Source organism: Campylobacter concisus (genome assembly GCF_050447445.1).
GTDB classification, from domain to species: Bacteria; Campylobacterota; Campylobacteria; order Campylobacterales; family Campylobacteraceae; genus Campylobacter_A; species Campylobacter_A concisus_BI.
In genome coordinates this window covers 683576-700154 of the sequence record NZ_JALMFW010000001.1, presented here as the reverse complement: position 1 = coordinate 700154, position 16579 = coordinate 683576, and the positions used below count along the sequence as shown (strand labels likewise).

Annotated in this window: 15 protein-coding genes and 3 pseudogenes; 17 read left to right on the top strand and 1 reads right to left on the bottom strand. The window is 39.8% G+C overall.

Annotation, left to right across the window (positions count from 1 at the left end):
* Positions 1-6 precede the first annotated feature (6 nt).
* The 15 genes and pseudogenes from MTT30_RS03620 to sdhE all read left to right on the top strand — a co-directional run bounded on the left by MTT30_RS03620 (position 7) and on the right by sdhE (position 12277).
* On the top strand, positions 7-318 hold the full coding sequence (locus MTT30_RS03620) for a 4Fe-4S binding protein (protein ID WP_429801015.1): 312 nt from the start codon (positions 7-9) through the stop codon (positions 316-318).
* Positions 315-1445, top strand: coding sequence for a 2-oxoglutarate synthase subunit alpha (locus MTT30_RS03615; protein ID WP_429801014.1), 1131 nt, complete (start codon positions 315-317; stop codon positions 1443-1445). Before MTT30_RS03620 ends, MTT30_RS03615 begins: the two co-directional genes overlap by 4 nt.
* On the top strand, positions 1435-2280 hold the full coding sequence (locus MTT30_RS03610) for a 2-oxoglutarate ferredoxin oxidoreductase subunit beta (RefSeq protein ID WP_429801013.1): 846 nt from the start codon (positions 1435-1437) through the stop codon (positions 2278-2280). The genes MTT30_RS03615 and MTT30_RS03610 overlap by 11 nt, the downstream gene beginning before the upstream one ends.
* Positions 2277-2828 carry a 2-oxoacid:acceptor oxidoreductase family protein gene (locus tag MTT30_RS03605; RefSeq protein WP_021087611.1) on the top strand — a complete coding sequence of 184 codons (552 nt, stop codon included), beginning with the start codon at positions 2277-2279 and terminating at the stop codon, positions 2826-2828. The genes MTT30_RS03610 and MTT30_RS03605 overlap by 4 nt, the downstream gene beginning before the upstream one ends.
* A gap of 302 nt (positions 2829-3130) precedes the next feature.
* Complete coding sequence (locus tag MTT30_RS03600; RefSeq protein WP_429801012.1) at positions 3131-4072, top strand: TonB-dependent receptor plug domain-containing protein; 942 nt, start codon at positions 3131-3133, stop codon at positions 4070-4072.
* Between the two features lie 34 nt (positions 4073-4106).
* Positions 4107-4652, top strand: a pseudogene (locus tag MTT30_RS03595) (TonB-dependent receptor domain-containing protein); the annotation flags it as partial.
* A gap of 55 nt (positions 4653-4707) precedes the next feature.
* On the top strand, positions 4708-4839 hold the full coding sequence (locus MTT30_RS03590) for a methyltransferase domain-containing protein (protein ID WP_374057419.1): 132 nt from the start codon (positions 4708-4710) through the stop codon (positions 4837-4839).
* A gap of 53 nt (positions 4840-4892) precedes the next feature.
* Positions 4893-5357 carry a hypothetical protein gene (locus MTT30_RS03585; RefSeq protein ID WP_429801011.1) on the top strand — a complete coding sequence of 155 codons (465 nt, stop codon included), beginning with the start codon at positions 4893-4895 and terminating at the stop codon, positions 5355-5357.
* Positions 5350-6360 (top strand): FecCD family ABC transporter permease, encoded by a 1011-nt coding sequence (locus tag MTT30_RS03580; RefSeq protein WP_429801010.1) that lies wholly within the window; start codon positions 5350-5352, stop codon positions 6358-6360. The genes MTT30_RS03585 and MTT30_RS03580 overlap by 8 nt, the downstream gene beginning before the upstream one ends.
* Positions 6357-7004, top strand: coding sequence for an ABC transporter ATP-binding protein (locus MTT30_RS03575; protein ID WP_429801009.1), 648 nt, complete (start codon positions 6357-6359; stop codon positions 7002-7004). The genes MTT30_RS03580 and MTT30_RS03575 overlap by 4 nt, the downstream gene beginning before the upstream one ends.
* Complete coding sequence (locus tag MTT30_RS03570; protein ID WP_429801008.1) at positions 6991-7140, top strand: hypothetical protein; 150 nt, start codon at positions 6991-6993, stop codon at positions 7138-7140. The genes MTT30_RS03575 and MTT30_RS03570 overlap by 14 nt, the downstream gene beginning before the upstream one ends.
* An 11-nt stretch (positions 7141-7151) precedes the next feature.
* The gene (locus tag MTT30_RS03565; RefSeq protein WP_429801007.1) at positions 7152-8165 is read left to right on the top strand and encodes an ABC transporter substrate-binding protein; all 1014 of its coding nucleotides are present in this window, start codon (positions 7152-7154) and stop codon (positions 8163-8165) included.
* Between the two features lie 414 nt (positions 8166-8579).
* Positions 8580-10442, top strand: a complete 1863-nt coding sequence (sdhA, locus tag MTT30_RS03560; RefSeq protein WP_103600745.1) for an 8-methylmenaquinol:fumarate reductase flavoprotein subunit — start codon at positions 8580-8582, stop codon at positions 10440-10442.
* A gap of 9 nt (positions 10443-10451) precedes the next feature.
* Positions 10452-11417 carry an 8-methylmenaquinol:fumarate reductase iron-sulfur subunit gene (gene sdhB, locus MTT30_RS03555; RefSeq protein ID WP_107792977.1) on the top strand — a complete coding sequence of 322 codons (966 nt, stop codon included), beginning with the start codon at positions 10452-10454 and terminating at the stop codon, positions 11415-11417.
* A gap of 2 nt (positions 11418-11419) precedes the next feature.
* Entirely contained in the window at positions 11420-12277 is an 858-nt protein-coding gene (gene sdhE / locus MTT30_RS03550; protein WP_087585917.1) for an 8-methylmenaquinol:fumarate reductase membrane anchor subunit, read from the top strand.
* A 150-nt stretch (positions 12278-12427) separates the two neighbouring features.
* On the opposite strand, the gene htpG is transcribed toward sdhE, so the two are convergent.
* A complete protein-coding gene (gene htpG, locus MTT30_RS03545) occupies positions 12428-14284 on the bottom strand; it encodes a molecular chaperone HtpG (protein ID WP_429801006.1) in 1857 nt (618 codons plus the stop codon).
* Positions 14285-14530: 246 nt separating this feature from the next.
* Here htpG and MTT30_RS03540 point away from each other — a divergent pair.
* A pseudogene (locus MTT30_RS03540) lies at positions 14531-15427 on the top strand (Cache 3/Cache 2 fusion domain-containing protein); the annotation flags it as partial.
* A 24-nt stretch (positions 15428-15451) separates the two neighbouring features.
* Positions 15452-16507 (top strand): annotated as a pseudogene (locus tag MTT30_RS03535) (methyl-accepting chemotaxis protein); the annotation flags it as partial.
* Positions 16508-16579: the final 72 nt, after the last annotated feature.

Genomic DNA, 16579 nt, shown 5'->3' with positions numbered 1-16579 from the left:
ATATAGATGATAATAAAAGAAAACGTACCTGTTTGGGTCGATGAGAGCAGGTGTAAAGCCTGTGATGTCTGTGTGAGCTACTGCCCAGCAGGCGTGCTAGCGATGAGGCTTGAGTCAAAGGCGGTGCTTGGTAAGATGATAGAGGTCGTCTATGCTGACTCATGTATAGGCTGTCGCGACTGTGAGCTTCACTGTCCTGATTTTGCCATTTATGTGGCTGAAAAAGGCTTTAAATTTGCAAAGCTAACGCCAGAAAGTAAAGAGCGAGCTGCGGCCGTAAAGGCAAATAAATTTGCAAAGCTTGGAGAGAGCGCATGAGAGAGCTAGTATCAACTGGAAATGCCCTAGTAGCAAGGGCTGCGGTTGAGTGCGGCTGTAACTTCTTTGGCGGATATCCGATCACTCCAAGTAGTGAGATCGCCCACGAGCTAAGCGTGCTTTTGCCAAAACATGGCGGTACATTTATACAAATGGAAGATGAGATAGCTGGAATTTCAGTTTCTCTTGGTGCAAGTGCGAGTGGTGCTAAGGCGATGACTGCTAGCTCAGGTCCAGGAATTTCACTAAAGGCTGAGCAAATAGGCCTTGGCTTTATCGCTGAGATACCGCTTGTCATCGTAAACGTAATGCGTGGCGGCCCATCAACTGGTCTGCCTACCCGCGTCGCACAAGGTGATATCTTGCAGGCTAAAAACCCAACTCACGGCGATGTAAATATGATAGTGCTAGCACCTAGCAGCCTAGAAGAGTGCTACACTGAGACGGTGCGAGCGTTTAACCTCGCAGCTAGGTTTATGACGCCAGTTATGCTACTACTTGATGAGACGATAGGACACATGCAAGCAAGGGTGCGTTTGCCAGAGATTAGCGAGCTAGAAATTTATAAAAGAAGAGAATTTAGTGGCGAGCCAAAAGAGTATAAACCTTACGAGGCGGCACCAGATGAGCCAGCTACGCTAAATCCTTTCTTTAAAGGCTATCACTACCATATCACTGGGCTTCATCACGGCTCAACTGGCTTTCCAACAGAAGATGGCAAGATCGTTGAATACTCGATGAATAGGCTGTTTAATAAGATAAATTTACACACCAATGAGTGCGAGAAATATGAAGAATTTATGCTTAACGACGCTGAAATTTGCATCATCGCCTTTGGTAGCGTGGCACTTTCAGCTAAACAAGCGATCTTAAATTTACGTGAAAAAGGGCTAAAAGTAGGGCTATTTAAGCCACTTACACTTTTCCCAGCTCCAGCTAAAAAGCTAAAAGAGATATCAGATAAATTTAAGAAAATTTTAGTCTGCGAGCTAAATTTAGGTCAGTATAGTGGCGAAATTTCAAAGATCATCTTAAGAGATGACTTTGCAAAACTGCTAAAAGCAAACGGCAGACCGATAAGCCCAAGCGAGATCGAGGCGAAGATAGGAGAAATTTATGGCTTTTAATTATGATAAATACTTACGAACAGATAAAATGCCTACTCTTTGGTGCTGGGGCTGTGGTGACGGCGTCATACTAAAGGCGCTCATCCGCGCGATCGACACTATGGGCTGGGATATGAATGATGTTTGCGTGGTATCAGGCATAGGCTGCTCTGGCCGTTTTAGCGGATATCTTGACTGCAATACCATCCACACAACTCACGGTAGAGCCGTAGCCTACGCCACTGGTGTAAAGATGGCAAATCCAGATAAGCACGTCATCGTGGTAACTGGCGATGGCGACGGGCTAGCGATCGGAGGCAACCACACGATACACGGATGCCGCCGAAATATCGGGCTAAATCACATCCTAATAAATAACTTCATCTACGCACTAACAAACTCGCAAACCAGCCCAACTACGCCAAAGGGCATGTGGACGGTCACAGCGCAATACGGCAACATCGATCCTAGCTTTGATGCCTGTAAGCTCGCAACCGCCGCAGGTGCTAGCTTCGTCGCGCGCGGTAGCGTCATCGAGCCAGAGAAGCTTACAAAGCTCTTTGTAGAGGGCTTTAGCCACGATGGATACAGCTTTTTTGATGTATTTTCAAACTGCCATATAAATTTAGGCCGCAAGAACAAAATGGGCGAGGCGGTGAAAAATTTAGAGTGGATAAAGGGTCGTACGACGAGCAGGGTCAAATTTGACATGCTAAGTGACGAGGAGAAAAAAGGCATTTTTCCACTTGGTGTGCTACATAAAGACGAAGAGAAGATCGAATACACCAAGGCTTACGACATGGTAAGAAAGGCTGCTATGAGTAATGAAGCGATAAATTTTGAGGAGCTAGCATGAAGTCACAATTAAGATTTGTCGGCGTTGGCGGACAGGGCGTCATACTAGCTGGCGAGATCCTCTCAGCTGCCAAGATAAAAGCAGGCGGATACGGCGTCAAGGCCTCTACCTATACATCTCAGGTGCGTGGTGGCCCAACGAAGGTCGATATCATACTTGATGAGAAAGAAATTTTATACCCTTATGCAAACGAGGGCGAGATAGACTTTATGCTTGCCACCGCGCAGATAAGCTACAACGCCTTTAAAAGCGGCGTGAAAGAGGGCGGTGCGATCGTTGTTGAGCCAAATTTGGTAAAAGTGAGCGACGAGGACAAAAAGCGCTGGAAAATTTATGAAATCCCTATCATCTCTATCGCAAAAGACGAGGTCGGTAACGTCATCACTCAAAGCGTCGTGGCTCTTGGTGTGGCTGTGGCGATGAGTAGGTGCATGGATGAAAATTTAGTGCGTGAAGAGATGCTAGCAAGCGTGCCAGCTAAGGTCAAAGAGGCAAATGCTAAAGCTTACGAGCTAGGCCTAAAATACGCAAAAGAGCTTTTAAAATAAATTTTGGCTAATTTTTAGCCAAAATTTCTACTATAAACAGAAAAATTAACCTTTATTATATTTTTGTCAATTATTACTTTTCTTAAAATTTTTAAGCATCACTTGTCGATATAAAAGATTATATTTATAGTATTTATTTATCTTATCAAAGCTATGAAATTTTTAAAAATCGTTCTCATAATGCCTTATTTTAGCTTTCTTAAATAAAATATATTTTTAAATATTTAATAAATTAATAAATTATATTTAAGATTTGTTTTAGTAACATTTCAGATGTAAAATTTTTGTAAAAGGAGTGAAAATTGAGTTACAAAATCTCAGTTGCAACATGTGCTGTACTCTTGATGTGCAGTGGTTTTTTAAGTCAAGTTTTTGCTGTGCAAACGACAAAGCTTGAGGGCATTGAAGTAAATTCAGTCGGTGACAACATCAGCGAGAGTGGTATTGATGAGGGGATTTTAAACAAAAGAGTAGCCGCTGGTCCTTTGGCTGATAAAAAAGTTATAGATATGCCTTATCAAGTAAATACAATCTCAAAAGAGGTTCTTGATAATCAAAGCGTTCAAGGTTTTGAAGATGCAGTTAGATACTTCCCTTCAGCACAAATTCAATATCGCGGTGGTGGCGATGTTGGTCGTCCGCAAACTCGCGGTTTTCAAGGCTCAGTCGTAGGTAACGTCCTTTGGGACGGCTTTTACGCAGTTTCTACGACAGCTATACCTATGGTAATGTTTGAGAGCTTACAAATTCAAAACGGACTTGCTGGCTCGCTTTATGGTGGTGCTACACCTTCTGGATATTTTCTCTACTCTCGCAAGCGCCCAGTCCCACTTCAAAACGTTATCTGGACTGATTACAGCTCAAGGTCAAATTTAGGCGTAGGTCTTGATACTTCAAACAAATTTGAAAAAGTTGGATATAGGGGTGTCTTTTACTATTCAGGCGGTGAAAAGAATGCTAAAGATAGTAAATTCTCTCGTCGCTTAGCCTCACTAGGGCTTGATTTTTATCTTACAGAGAATTTGACACTTGAGACAAACTTTAGCCACTATGAGCATAAAGACTCAGGTATGCCAGGTGGATTTAGCATGCCATTAACAAACGGAGTAGCAAATTTTGACGTACCAAGCCCTGTAAAAGATACTAAAAGAGGACTTGAGCAGTCTTTTGGTGGTAATCACCTTAAAACAACGACAGCTAGTGTAAAACTAAAATACGCTCCAACAGAGAACTTGGTACTTTGAAGGTGGCTATCAGTGGCAAAAGGCTATCAGAGATATGTATGGCACCGATGGAAAATTCTTAAATCAAAATGGAGATTATGAAGTTACTAAAAGTGGTGGTAGTGGTGCATCTGGTAGATTTGATGTAGATAGCTGGTTCTTAAAAGGTTTGACAAATTTTGAAACGGGGCCTTTATCTCATAATTTTGCCATAGCTACAAACGGCTACCGATGGACCATTTATAGTGCTAGAAATAGAGGTGAAGAAAGAGTGCTTGGTAACTCAAATTTATATCATCCAGTAATATTTAATAATCCACATGTGAAAAAAGGAAGCGGTAGATATAAAAGTAGTAGTAGCGATATGAAAAATATTTCTGTTGTTGATGATATTAAATTCAATGACTACTTTAGCACTATCTTATCAGTTTCAAGAAGCTGGTTTACAAGCTATAAGCTAGATCCATCTAAAGAGAAAAACTATGATAAAAGTGGCTTTAACTACGGTGTAAGCCTTGTCTATAAGCCAGTTGAAAACGTAAGCCTTTATACTACTTATGCAGATAGTATCTCAAATGAACAATCAACTTATACTTTTAGAAGAGGACCTAGAACAGGTGAGACTTTAACAGTAGAGCCTATTAGAAGCAAACAATATGAGAGACGTGGGATGTGGCCCAGTAAGACTTGGCGTGCCACTTGCAAAGCTAGCAAAGAGTGTAAGCGCGCTAGATCCGTTTGCAAAAATGCTTGAATACGCTAAAAAAATGCAAAAGAGGCTGGAGTAAAAAATATAAATTTCATCCAAAAAGACTGGAGTGATGAGGCGAGCATAAAGGGCTTGCCAAAACATGACATCGTGCTAGCATCACGCTCGGTTGGGCTTTTTGATATAAAAAAGCTTTGCAAATTTGCTAAAAAATATGTTGTGATGACCTCGTTTTTGCCAGATCATCCGAGCCTAAAAGATATCTGGCAAGACTTCTTAAAAGGGATAAAAGATGAAAAAGAGGCAGGTCTTAGCGATAGGAGATTTGGCTATAACTTTATCTTTAACATCGCTTACGACATGGGAGCAAATCCAAATTTAAAGATAATAGACACCATTTTTGAGAGGGATTTTGCTAGCCTTGAAGAGGCGTTTTCTTATTTTAGATTCGTAGGCGAGATCGCGCCCGAAAAAGAAGAAATTTATAAAGAAAATGTAAAAAGCTACCTCACAAAGACCAAAAGCGGCTTTAAATTTAAAAGAGAAACCAAGATCTATCTTATCTGGTGGGACGTACGGGTGATGAAATTTGAGTAGTCAAAAGATCATTTTCGCATTATTTGCGCTTCTTTTGCTGGCGCTCTTTTTTTCTCTAGGCATAAGACGCTACGAGATAAGTTACGCTCAAATTTTTGAGTTTATAAGATCAGCCATTTTAAACGAGCAGCCAAGCGACGAGCAAGGATATACGGTCTTTACGCTCATCCGCTTGCCAAGGGTGCTTTTTGCCATCTTAGTTGGTGCAGCGCTTGCTAGCTCTGGAGCTGTCTATCAAGGTCTTTTTAAAAACCCTCTAGTCTCGCCTGACATCCTTGGCGTCTCAAGTGGCGCAGCTGTGGGAGCGAGCGTGGCTATCATCTTAAATTTCAACTACATAGGCGTACAGCTTAGCGCCTTTGGCTGTGGTCTTTTTGCCGTTTTTGCCGTCGTTTTTATAAGCAGCGTTATCGCAAAGGGTAGGCTAAATTTACTCGTGATGGTGCTAACTGGCATCGTCATCTCATCTCTTTTTGGAGCGCTTAGCTCGCTCATAAAATTTCTAGCTGACAGCGAAGATAAGCTGCCTGAAGTTACTTTTTGGCTGATGGGAAGCCTTGTAAGAAGCGGCGGATATAAAAATTTAGCTCTACTTTTTTGCGTAGTCATGATCTGCCTTGTGCCACTTTTCATGCTTCGCTTCAAGCTAAATACGCTTAGTTTTGGCGAAGAAGAGGCTAGGGCTATGGGGCTAAATGCCAAATTTTACAACATCATAATCATCATCTCCTCAACGCTTCTAACCGCTACTTGCGTCTCATTTTGCGGTATCGTGGGCTGGGTGGGGCTCGTCATTCCTCACATCATGCGCTTTGTCGTGGGGGCAAATTTTATCACACTCTTTCTAGCTTCACTGCTTGGCGGAGGGCTATTTTTACTGATAGTTGATACCACTTCACGCAGTCTAATGGCAAGCGAGATCCCACTTGGCATCATCACTTCGCTAGTTGGCGCGCCTGTTTTTGTCTATTTGCTCTATAAGAGCAAAAAGGGTTTTGCGTGAAATTTGAGATCAAAAATTTAAGCTGCGGCTACGATAAAAAGGTCGTTATAGAAAATTTCAATGCAAATTTACAAGATGGCGACATCTTTTGCCTGCTTGGTAGCAACGGTGTTGGCAAAACGACAACATTTAAGACGATACTTGGCTTTTTAAAGCCACTTTGGGGGAGAAATTTTAATAGACGGCAAAGACGCGCGCTAAAGATGAGCAAGAAAGAGCGAACAAGCTTTATAAGCTACGTCCCGCAGGCTCACACACTGCCATTTACCTTTAGCGTTTTTGACGTGGTGATGATGAGTTCAAATGCAAGGCTTGGTATATTTGAACGTCCTAGCAAAGAGGATGAGAAAATAGCGCTAGATGCGTTAAAGACGCTAAATTTAGAGAGCTTTAAAGATAAAATTTACACCGATCTAAGTGGCGGCGAGCGGCAAATGGTGCTCATAGCTAGGGCCTTAGCGCAACGCTCAAAGGTGATGCTACTTGACGAGCCAACGGCAAATTTAGACTTTGTTTGGCAACTAAATGCGAGTTTTAAAAGAGATAAAAAAGCTCGCAAAGCAAGGCTACATCATCATCCTAACCTCTCATCAGCCAGAGCAGGTCTTTTATCTAAATGCAAAGGTTGCGATGCTTGGGCGTGATAAAAACTATATCTACGGCGAGGCTAGCGAGGTGATGAATGGCGAAAATTTAAAGAAAATTTACGGCGTAGATATACGAGTGGTGAAAAATATCATCGATGAGCGCGAGCATTACTCTTGCGTGATGGTGGATTGAAAGGAGAAAATATGTTTAAGAAAATTTTACTTTTGGCTTTTTTGCTTGTTAGTTTGCAAGCAAGAGTGGTGCTTGATAGCGACGATAAAAAGGTAGAAGTGCCTGATGTGATCGAGCGTGCGACGCCTTTGATAGGGGCTTTTGTGCAGGTCTCTGCGATGCTTGGCAACGAAGATCATATAATTAGCGGTGCGCCAAAACTGCCTCCACTTATGTCAAAAATTTTTCCAAAGATAAAGAGCAACGACAACAAAAGTGGCATGCTAAGTAGCAGCGTTGAAACAATCATCGCTTCAAAAACGCAAGTTGTTTTTGGGCCAGTTGGCATGATGTTTGATGAAAATAGCAAGGCTCAGCTTGAGAGTGCTGGCATCGCAGTTGTGAAGATAGATAAATTTCAAAGTATCAAAGAGATACAAGATAGCTTTAGCAAGATCGCTGAAATTTGGGGCGAAAAGAGCGTAAAAAGAGCGCGTGAGTTTAATGAGTATTTTAACGATAACATAAAATTTGTAAGCCAAAAAACGGCAAATTTAACACCAAAAAAGAGAGTTTTAGTGCTTAACTACAACTCAGGAAACTTTAGCACCATTAGCTCAAAAGATATCGCCGCTGAGTATATTAGCGTAGCTGGCGGCATAAATTTAAGCTCAGAGCTAAGCGATGGAGATTTTAAAATTTCAAAAGCGATAAATGAAGAGCAAGTCATCATCTTTAACCCAGACATCATCATCACAAATTCACAAAAAAGTGCCGATGCTATCGCTAAAAACGCATCATTTGCCAAGCTAAAAGCTGTGCAAAATGGAGAAATTTTTGTAGTGCCAAGTGGCGTTTATCTTTGGAGCGTAAGAAGTGCTGAGGGTGCGCTTTATCCGCTTTGGCTGGCTAAGACATTTTACCCAGAGCAGTTTAGCGATCTAAATTTAGAGCAAAAAACAAGAGAGTTTTACGAGAGATTTTATAACTACAAGCTAAGTGATAGCGAGCTAAAAGAAATTTTGCACCCAAAGGGTGAATTTTGATAATAGGACAAAAATAATGTTATTTAATATATTTAATATATTTAATATATTTAATATATTTATTTAAGTATAAAAGAAAATTTATATTTATAACGCCCTGAATAATAGCTTTTAAAGCTTAAAAACTCAAAAATAAAAATAAACTTCAAATCGGTAGAAATTTTTATATATCTTATAAATTTTCTACCACTAAATTTATAAAAACTACCTTGAAAAGCCCATTTTATCCTTTTTGATTTTAATATCAGCTCTCATTTCTTAATCTAAAATAAATCTTTATGTTTCTTTTAAGTAAATTTAATGTAATGTTTCATTATTAATTATTTAATTAATGTAGTTGTTTTAAAAAATATTAAGAAATTAACTGGCGGTGCGTTTTAAACGCTAAAAATTTACTAAGATAGGAAGTTATCAATGAGTGAAAAATTTACCAGAAGAGAATTTCTACAAAGTGCCTGTATCAGCGTAGGTACGCTAGCTACAACAGCTGGTGCGACCAACGTTTTTGCTGGTGAGATGCCAAAAGGTAATGAAAGTGGCTTGCCATCTGTTGATGTGCTAATAATCGGCTCTGGTGGTGCTGGACTTCGTGCAGCAACAGCCGTTCGCAAGCAATATCCAAACTCAACCGTCGTTGTCGCTACAAAAATGATGCCATCACGCAACGCAACCTGTATGGCGGAGGGTGGCATAAACGGCGTTACTGACTTTAGTAATGGTGATAGCTTCAAGCTTCACGCTTATGACACAGTTAAAGGTGCAGCTTATCTTGCCGATCAAGATGCGGTAGTGAAATTTTGCGAGGCAGCAGGCGCAGTCATCCACGAGCTAGACCACAATGGCATGCTCTTTTCTCGTATAGACAATGGCGACGTGTCCCGTAAAGATAATGGTGATGTTGCGTTTCGCTTCATGGGTGGCGCTAGCAAAAAGCGCTGTAACTACGCAGCTGACAAAACTGGTCACGTTTTGATGCACGCCTGTCTTGACGACGCTATTACAGCTGGCGTTAAATTTTTAATGGATCATGAGCTACTTGAGATCGGTCTTGAGGATGGCAAGGTCGAAGGCGTCGTTCTTCGCAACATCCAAGATGGTCAAATTTACCCAGTTCTTTGCAAATCTCTAGTCATCGCAACTGGCGGATACACTAGAATTTTCTATAACCGCACATCAGTTCCATTTATAGCAACTGGTGATGGCATCGCTGCTGCTCTTAAAGCAGGTCTTGGTTTTGAAGATCCTGAGATGCTTCAGTTTCACCCAACTGGCGTTCAAAATGGCGGCACACTAATCACAGAAGCTGCTCGTGGCGAGGGTGGTTACTTGTTAAACAACAAGGGCGAGCGCTTTATGAAAAACTATCACGAAAAGATGGAGCTAGCTCCTCGTGACGTCGTCGCTCGTGCGATCGAGACAGAAATTCGCGAGGGTAGAGGCTTTGGTGAGGGCATGAGCGCTTACGTGCTTTGTGACGTTCGCCACCTTGGCAAAGATACTATTATGAAAAAGCTTCCAAAAATTCGCCACACTGCTATGCTTTTCCAAAACATCGATCTAATCGAACAACCAGTGCCTATCCGCCCAACAGCTCACTACTCAATGGGTGGTATAGAGGTAGCTAAATTTGATGATATGAGTACAAAAATTCCTGGAATTTATGTAGGTGGTGAGGCATCATGCGTATCTATCCACGGTGCAAACCGCCTTGGTGGCAACAGCCTAACTGACGCAGTTGTAACTGGCGATCTAGCTGGCAAAGGTGCTGGGGCTTACGCTCAAAATGCAAAATTTGCAAGCGGAAAGAAAACTTCTGAGCTAGCAAAAATGTGGCAAGATAAATTTAAATCTATCGCAACAGGCGAGGGCGGCGTAAATGATATGTACGCACTTCGTGAAGAGCTTGGTAAAAACAACTGGGATTTAATGGGAATTTTTAGAACAGGCGACAAGCTAGATCAGCTCTCTAAAAACCTTGAAGCTATCCAAGCAAAATATGACACCATAAAAGTGCCAAATAAAAACCCAGTTATGAATACCGCCTTTACAGATTACGTCGAGCTTGGCAACCTTATACTTCTTTCTCGTGCAGCGTGCCTTGCAGCGCAAAATCGTCTTGAGAGCCGTGGCGCTCACACAAGAGAGGACTATCCAAAAAGAGATGATGTAAATTTCTTAAAACACAGCATAGTCACACTAAAAGACGGCAAGCTTGAACTTAGCTACAAAGACGTTGTGACAGGCATATTTTCACTTGATGGCAAGAAGCCAGAGTAAGGAGCTAGGATGAAAATTATTATCGACCGTTTTGACGGAACTAAAAAATATGAATCAACTTATGAGCTAACAAATGAAGAGATCAAAGGCAAAACTCTTTTAACAGTGCTTCTTGATATCAAACAAAAAAAGGATGCGACGCTAAATTTCACAGCATCTTGCCGCTCAGCAATATGTGGGGCGTGTGCTGTTAGGGTAAATGGCCACTCATATCTAGCCTGTGATACAAAAATGAACGAGCTTTTGGCTGAGTATGACAATCCAGAGAGCATAAGAATTTCTCCACTTGGAAATTTCAGGGTCATCTCTGATCTTATGGTGGACTGGGAGCCAAGTATCGAAAATCTACGCAAGATTAAGCCTAGTATCACTGCTAAGTCAGAATTTAGCGCAGAAAAAGGCTGTAAGCAAAGTCAAAAAGAGTATGAAAAAGTAGCGCTTGAATGGGACTGCATACTTTGTGGAGCGTGCGCTAGTGAGTGTAATAAACTTGAAGCTGATGCGAGCGATTATATGCAGCCATTTGTATTTGTTCATGCTTATAGAGCGGCATTTGACTCACGCAGTAAAGATCCTATGCCGCACCTAAAACCGGCTATAGATAATGGGCTTTGGATGTGTGTAAAGTGCCAAGAGTGCGCTGATCGCTGTCCAAAAGGTATAAGTGCATGTAAAGATATAACTGATCTTCGCATCATGGCTATACAAAAAGGCTTTGATGATGGTATGGGGCCAGATCACGCTGAGGCGTTCTTAACTGATCTAGTTGACGGCTCAGGCAGACTAAATGAGATCAAGCTTGCACTTCGCTCTGAGGGAGTGTTTAAAAATATGGGCAAAATGGATATCGCTGCAAATTTAATGCTTGCAGGTAAGATGAATCCGCTTCATATTTTCGGCGAAGAGGACATTGAAGGACATGATGATCTAGTAAAAATGATAAATGCGGCTCGCAAAGCTGCTAGTAAGGAGTAATTATGCAAAACGAATTCGCTTTTTTCCCAGGATGCGTACTCTCTCAAGCAGCTAAAGAGGCTAAGATGTCGCTTGAGGCTATCGCTCCGATACTTGGCTGGAAGCTTCATGAGATAAAGGGCTGGAGCTGCTGTGGTGCCCAACAGGCACAAGACGTGGATCCTATCGCTACGCTTGTGGCAAATGCTAGAAATATAGCGCTTGCCGAACAGATGAATATGCCTATGCTTACGACATGCTCAACTTGTATGCTAACTCTAACAAGAGCTAAAACTACGCTTGATAAGGGTGCAAAGGACCGCATAAATACTTTCTTGGCTGAGGGCAATATGAAATATAATGGCTCAACTGAGATCACAAGCCTTCTTTGGGTGCTTTATCAAAACGTAGAAACGCTAAGAGCAAAGGTTGTTAAGCCACTTAGTGGGCTAAAAGTAGCACTATTTTACGGCTGCCATAGCCTAAGACCTGAAAAAGATCTGCACAATAGAGAAAGCTCAGTCAATCCAAAGAGCTTTGAAACCGTTGTAGGTGCACTTGGTGCTACTATCGTACCATTTGAAAAAAGACTTGACTGCTGCGGTTTCCACGCTAGTTATCCAGCTGGCACATCTGTAAGAAAAATGTCAAGCCAAATCGTAAATAACGCCGATGAAAACGGCGCTGACGTAGTTGTCACACCATGCCCACTTTGTCAAATGCAACTTGACATCTACCAAGAGAGGTATCAAGATGAGAACCACTCAAATGTGAGAAAGCCAATCATCCACCTATCTCAGCTTGTAGGTCTTGCACTTGGACTATCTGTTGAAGATCTTGGACTTGATCTAAACATCATCGACGCTACCAAGATAGCGTAAATTTTATCCCACGTCTTTTGGCGTGGGAAATTTAGCTTACACAATTAAATTTTTACCGATAAATTTTTACTGCAATAAATATAATAAATATAGAAAATTAAATTTATAGAAGTAGGTTAAAGCCCAAAATTTCTCTTGGGCTTTATAAATTTAGATAGCTTTTAACATGACTTTCGTTAATAGCTCTGAAAATTTAGCAGGATTTTCTAGGCTCATGCCCTCATTTAGCCTTGCCATATCAAGAAGCAAAGGTGCGATGTCGTAAATCATAGCCTCATTTTTCTCTAGTTTTGCAAAAATTTCATGGTCAGCATTGATCTCTAAGATCGGTTTAACTTTTGGAGCGTTTGCACCTTGTCCCATTTGTTTTAGCATCTCTTGCATAGCATAATCAGGATCGTTTTTATCATAAATTAGCACCGCAGCGGAGCTTGATAGTCTTGAGCTAAGCCTTACATCCTTTACCTCGTCTTTTAAAATTTCTTTCATTTTAACAAGCGTGTTTGCAACCTTGCTCTCATCAACCTTCTCATCGCTTTTGATCTCGTCATTTATATCAGCATGTGAGACTGATTTTAGAGGTGTTTTGTCAAATTCATTAACCATTGGCATTACGATCGTGTCGATCTCTTCGTCCATAATAAGCACTTCGATATCGTTTTTCTTAAAGCTCTCAAGAAGCGGCGAATTTCTTAGCATATTTTCGTTGTTGCCACTGATGTAGTAGATCGACTTTTGATCATCTTTCATTGCCTCTTTGTACTCTTTTAGGCTGATAAGTCCATCTCTTTTTGAGGTTTTAAATAGACAAAGATCTAAAATTTGCTCTTTTTCAGCGTTAAATCCGTAAAGTCCCTCTTTTAAAACCTTGCCAAATAGTTTGTAAAATTTTATGTATTTTTCACGGTCGTTATCTTTTAGCTTTGTAAGCTCGCTTAAAATTTTCTTCACGCTTTGCTCTTTGACACTTCGCATGATCGCATTTTCTTGTAAAATTTCGCGACTAACGTTTAGCGGCAAGTCTTCAACATCGATCACACCTTTGATAAATCTAAGATACGGCGGCAAAAGCTCTTTTGCATCGTCAGTTATAAAAACCCTCTTCACATATAGCTTCACGCCACTTTGATAATCAACCCTAAAAAGATCAAACGGCTCAGTGCTTGGCACATAAAATAGCGTCGAGTACTCAATCTTGCCCTCAGCTTTTGTGTGGATGTAAAGGAGCGGGTCGCTGCTATCGTGAGAAATTTGCTTATAAAAGTCGTTATAATCTTGCTCTTTAAGGCTAGCTTTGTTTAACCTCCAGAGAGCATTTGCCTTGTTTATTTGCTCATTTTTAGTCTCATATGTGCCCTCTTTTTCTCCTTCTTTTGGAGCGACATAGCTTTGCTTATCCATAAATATAGGATAAGGGATGTGGTTTGAATATTTTTTAACTATCTCTTCGATACGCCAAGAATTTGCAAACTCATCATCGTTTAGATACAAAGTGATATCAGTGCCAAAGCTCTCTTTGCTGGCCTCTTCTATCTCGTAGCTTTTTGCATCAGATGTCCATTTGTAGGCCTTATCGCCAAGTGCTCTTTGGCTGATGACTTCGATCTTGTTTGCTACCATAAAGGCTGAGTAAAAGCCAACACCAAACTGGCCTATTAGTGAACTATCTTTTTTTGCATCGCCGCTTAAATTTTTCATAAAGCCTTTTGTGCCGCTTCTTGCTATTGTGCCCAAATTTGCGATAAGCTCATCTTTATCCATGCCAATGCCGTTATCACTAATAGTCAGTGTTTTGGCTTTTTCGTCGATTTTAATATCGATCCTTGGGGCATAGTTTAGTTTTTTGTATTTTTCATCAGTTAAACAAAGATAGTTTAGCTTGTCTAGTGCATCGTTTGAGTTTGAGATAAGCTCTCTTAAAAATATCTCTTTGTTTGAGTAAAGAGAGTGAATCATTAAATTTAGAAGGTCATTAACCTCGGTTTGAAATTCAAATTTATCTGCCATTTTGATTTCCTTTTTTTAAATTTTTGGCAGATTATAACATAAAGTGATAAAAATATACTTAACCTTGATAGTAATACTATCAAGATTTTTAAATTAATTTTTTAAAATAATTTCAAAAAAGTTATAATTTATAAATAAAATAATAATGATAATTTATTAATTGTTATTAATTATGCATTCTTGTATAAAGTTTATTTAAAATAGTGCTATAATCAAGGCGAAAATTTTTGGAAAAAAGGAAACAAAATGAATTTACGAAGCATTTTGGTAAAAGTTTCAGCAACGATTGCTACGGTTTTGGCAGTATCTATGACATGTTTTGTTGTATATACGTCAAATATTTTAGAGCGCGAGATAAAAGATGGTGTGCTTACGACAGTAGAACAAAACGTCCAGCTTGCTATGAATACGGTTAAATTATTTGAGAAAGATAATGTAAGTAGTGCGGAGCTAATAATGAGTGTTTTTAAAGAGATGATCGGAAAAATTTCAACCAATCACCAAATGAGTAAGACTGGTAAATACGAAGCGATAGAGCTAATGTCTCAAAATGGTATTTTAAACAATAACTACGATATTTTAGATAAATTTAACAACGCTACAAAAGGCGGAATTTCAACTATTTTTGCAAAATCAGGTGATAATTTTTTAAGAGTTAGTACATCAGTGACGAAGGCTGATGGTAGCAGGGCCGTTGGTACAATGCTTGACAAAAGCGGTCAAGCCTATAAAAATATCATGAATAAAGAGAGGTATATAGGTGTTGTAAATTTATTTGGACGCAACTATATGAGCGTTTATGATCCTATTATTGAAAATAACGAGGTAATAGGAATTTTATTTGTTGGCTATGATCCTACCGAGGGATTAAACAATATGAAAAAGACTTTTTCTGAGATGAAACTTGGTAAGCATGGATATTTTTCTCTGTACAATACTAAAACTGGTAAATTTGACTTCCATCCAACTAAGGCAGATCAAGAGCTAAATAGTGAATTAAAAACTACTATGGATAATATTGTCAAAAAAGGAAAAGGTGTTGAGTCCATTATAATTGATGGGGTTGACTGCATAGTTGCTTTTGAGTCATTTGATAAACTAGACTGGATGGTTTTAGGTTCAGCTGTTACTGATGATTTTTTGACACCACTAAAAGTAGTTAGTAAAAATTTCATCATAGCAAGTATCATAGTTACCTTACTTTTGATAGTTGTTTCGATGTTCTTGCTTAAGAAGATGGTTGCAAATCCTATTGATAGACTAGGAATAAATTTAAATGCGATAACATCTGATTTTACAATTAAAATTCCTATTTATGGTAAAGACGAGATAGCTAAGATAAGTAGAGATATAAATGATTTTATTGAAAGAATAAGGGTATTAATAAGTGATACAAAGCACCTTTCAAGCGAAAATAGCTCCGTTGCAAATGAGCTTAGTTCTACATCTCTTCAGACAGGCAAACGTGTAGAAAAATCAACTGAAATAGTGGAAGAGACAAATCAAAGATGTAAAGTAATGCAAGAAAATATGAAAGAATCTCTAGCGGTAGCTCAAGCCGGCAAAGACGATCTTCAAAAAGCAAGCACACATATAAAAACGGCAACTGAAGCTATAAGATCACTATCGGCGCAGATTATTGACTCTGCTAATATTGAAAATCAAATGGCTGATAAGATCGATCAGCTTAGCCGTGATGCCGAGCAGGTAAAATCAGTCCTTGTTGTTATCAATGATATAGCTGATCAAACAAATTTACTTGCTCTTAACGCAGCTATAGAGGCTGCAAGAGCAGGTGAGCATGGACGAGGCTTTGCCGTCGTTGCTGATGAAGTTAGACAGCTAGCTGAGAGGACTCAAAAGAGTTTAACTGAGATAAATGCAACTATCAATGTCATCGTTCAAGCGATTAATGATAGCAGTGAGCAAATGGGTATCAACTCTAAACAGATCCAAGAGCTAACTCACGTGGCAAGCGACGTTGAAAAAACTATAAATGTTATGAGTGAGACGATGAATAACGCTATAGCAATGTCTGATAAGACTATGCAAGACTACATCGCAACTGGTAAAAATGTAAATGAAATCATGGAAGGCATCTCAAATATCAACCAAATTTCATCTGAAAATGCTAGAAGTGTCGAAGAGATAGCTTCAGCGGCAGAACATCTAAACAAGATGACAGATGCATTAAATTCAAAACTTAGTGTCTTTAGAACTTAAGAACTTATCTGCAAAGCTAATATTTTTAGGTCTAGCTTTCGCTGGACCTTTTTAAATTTATTGATAAAAATT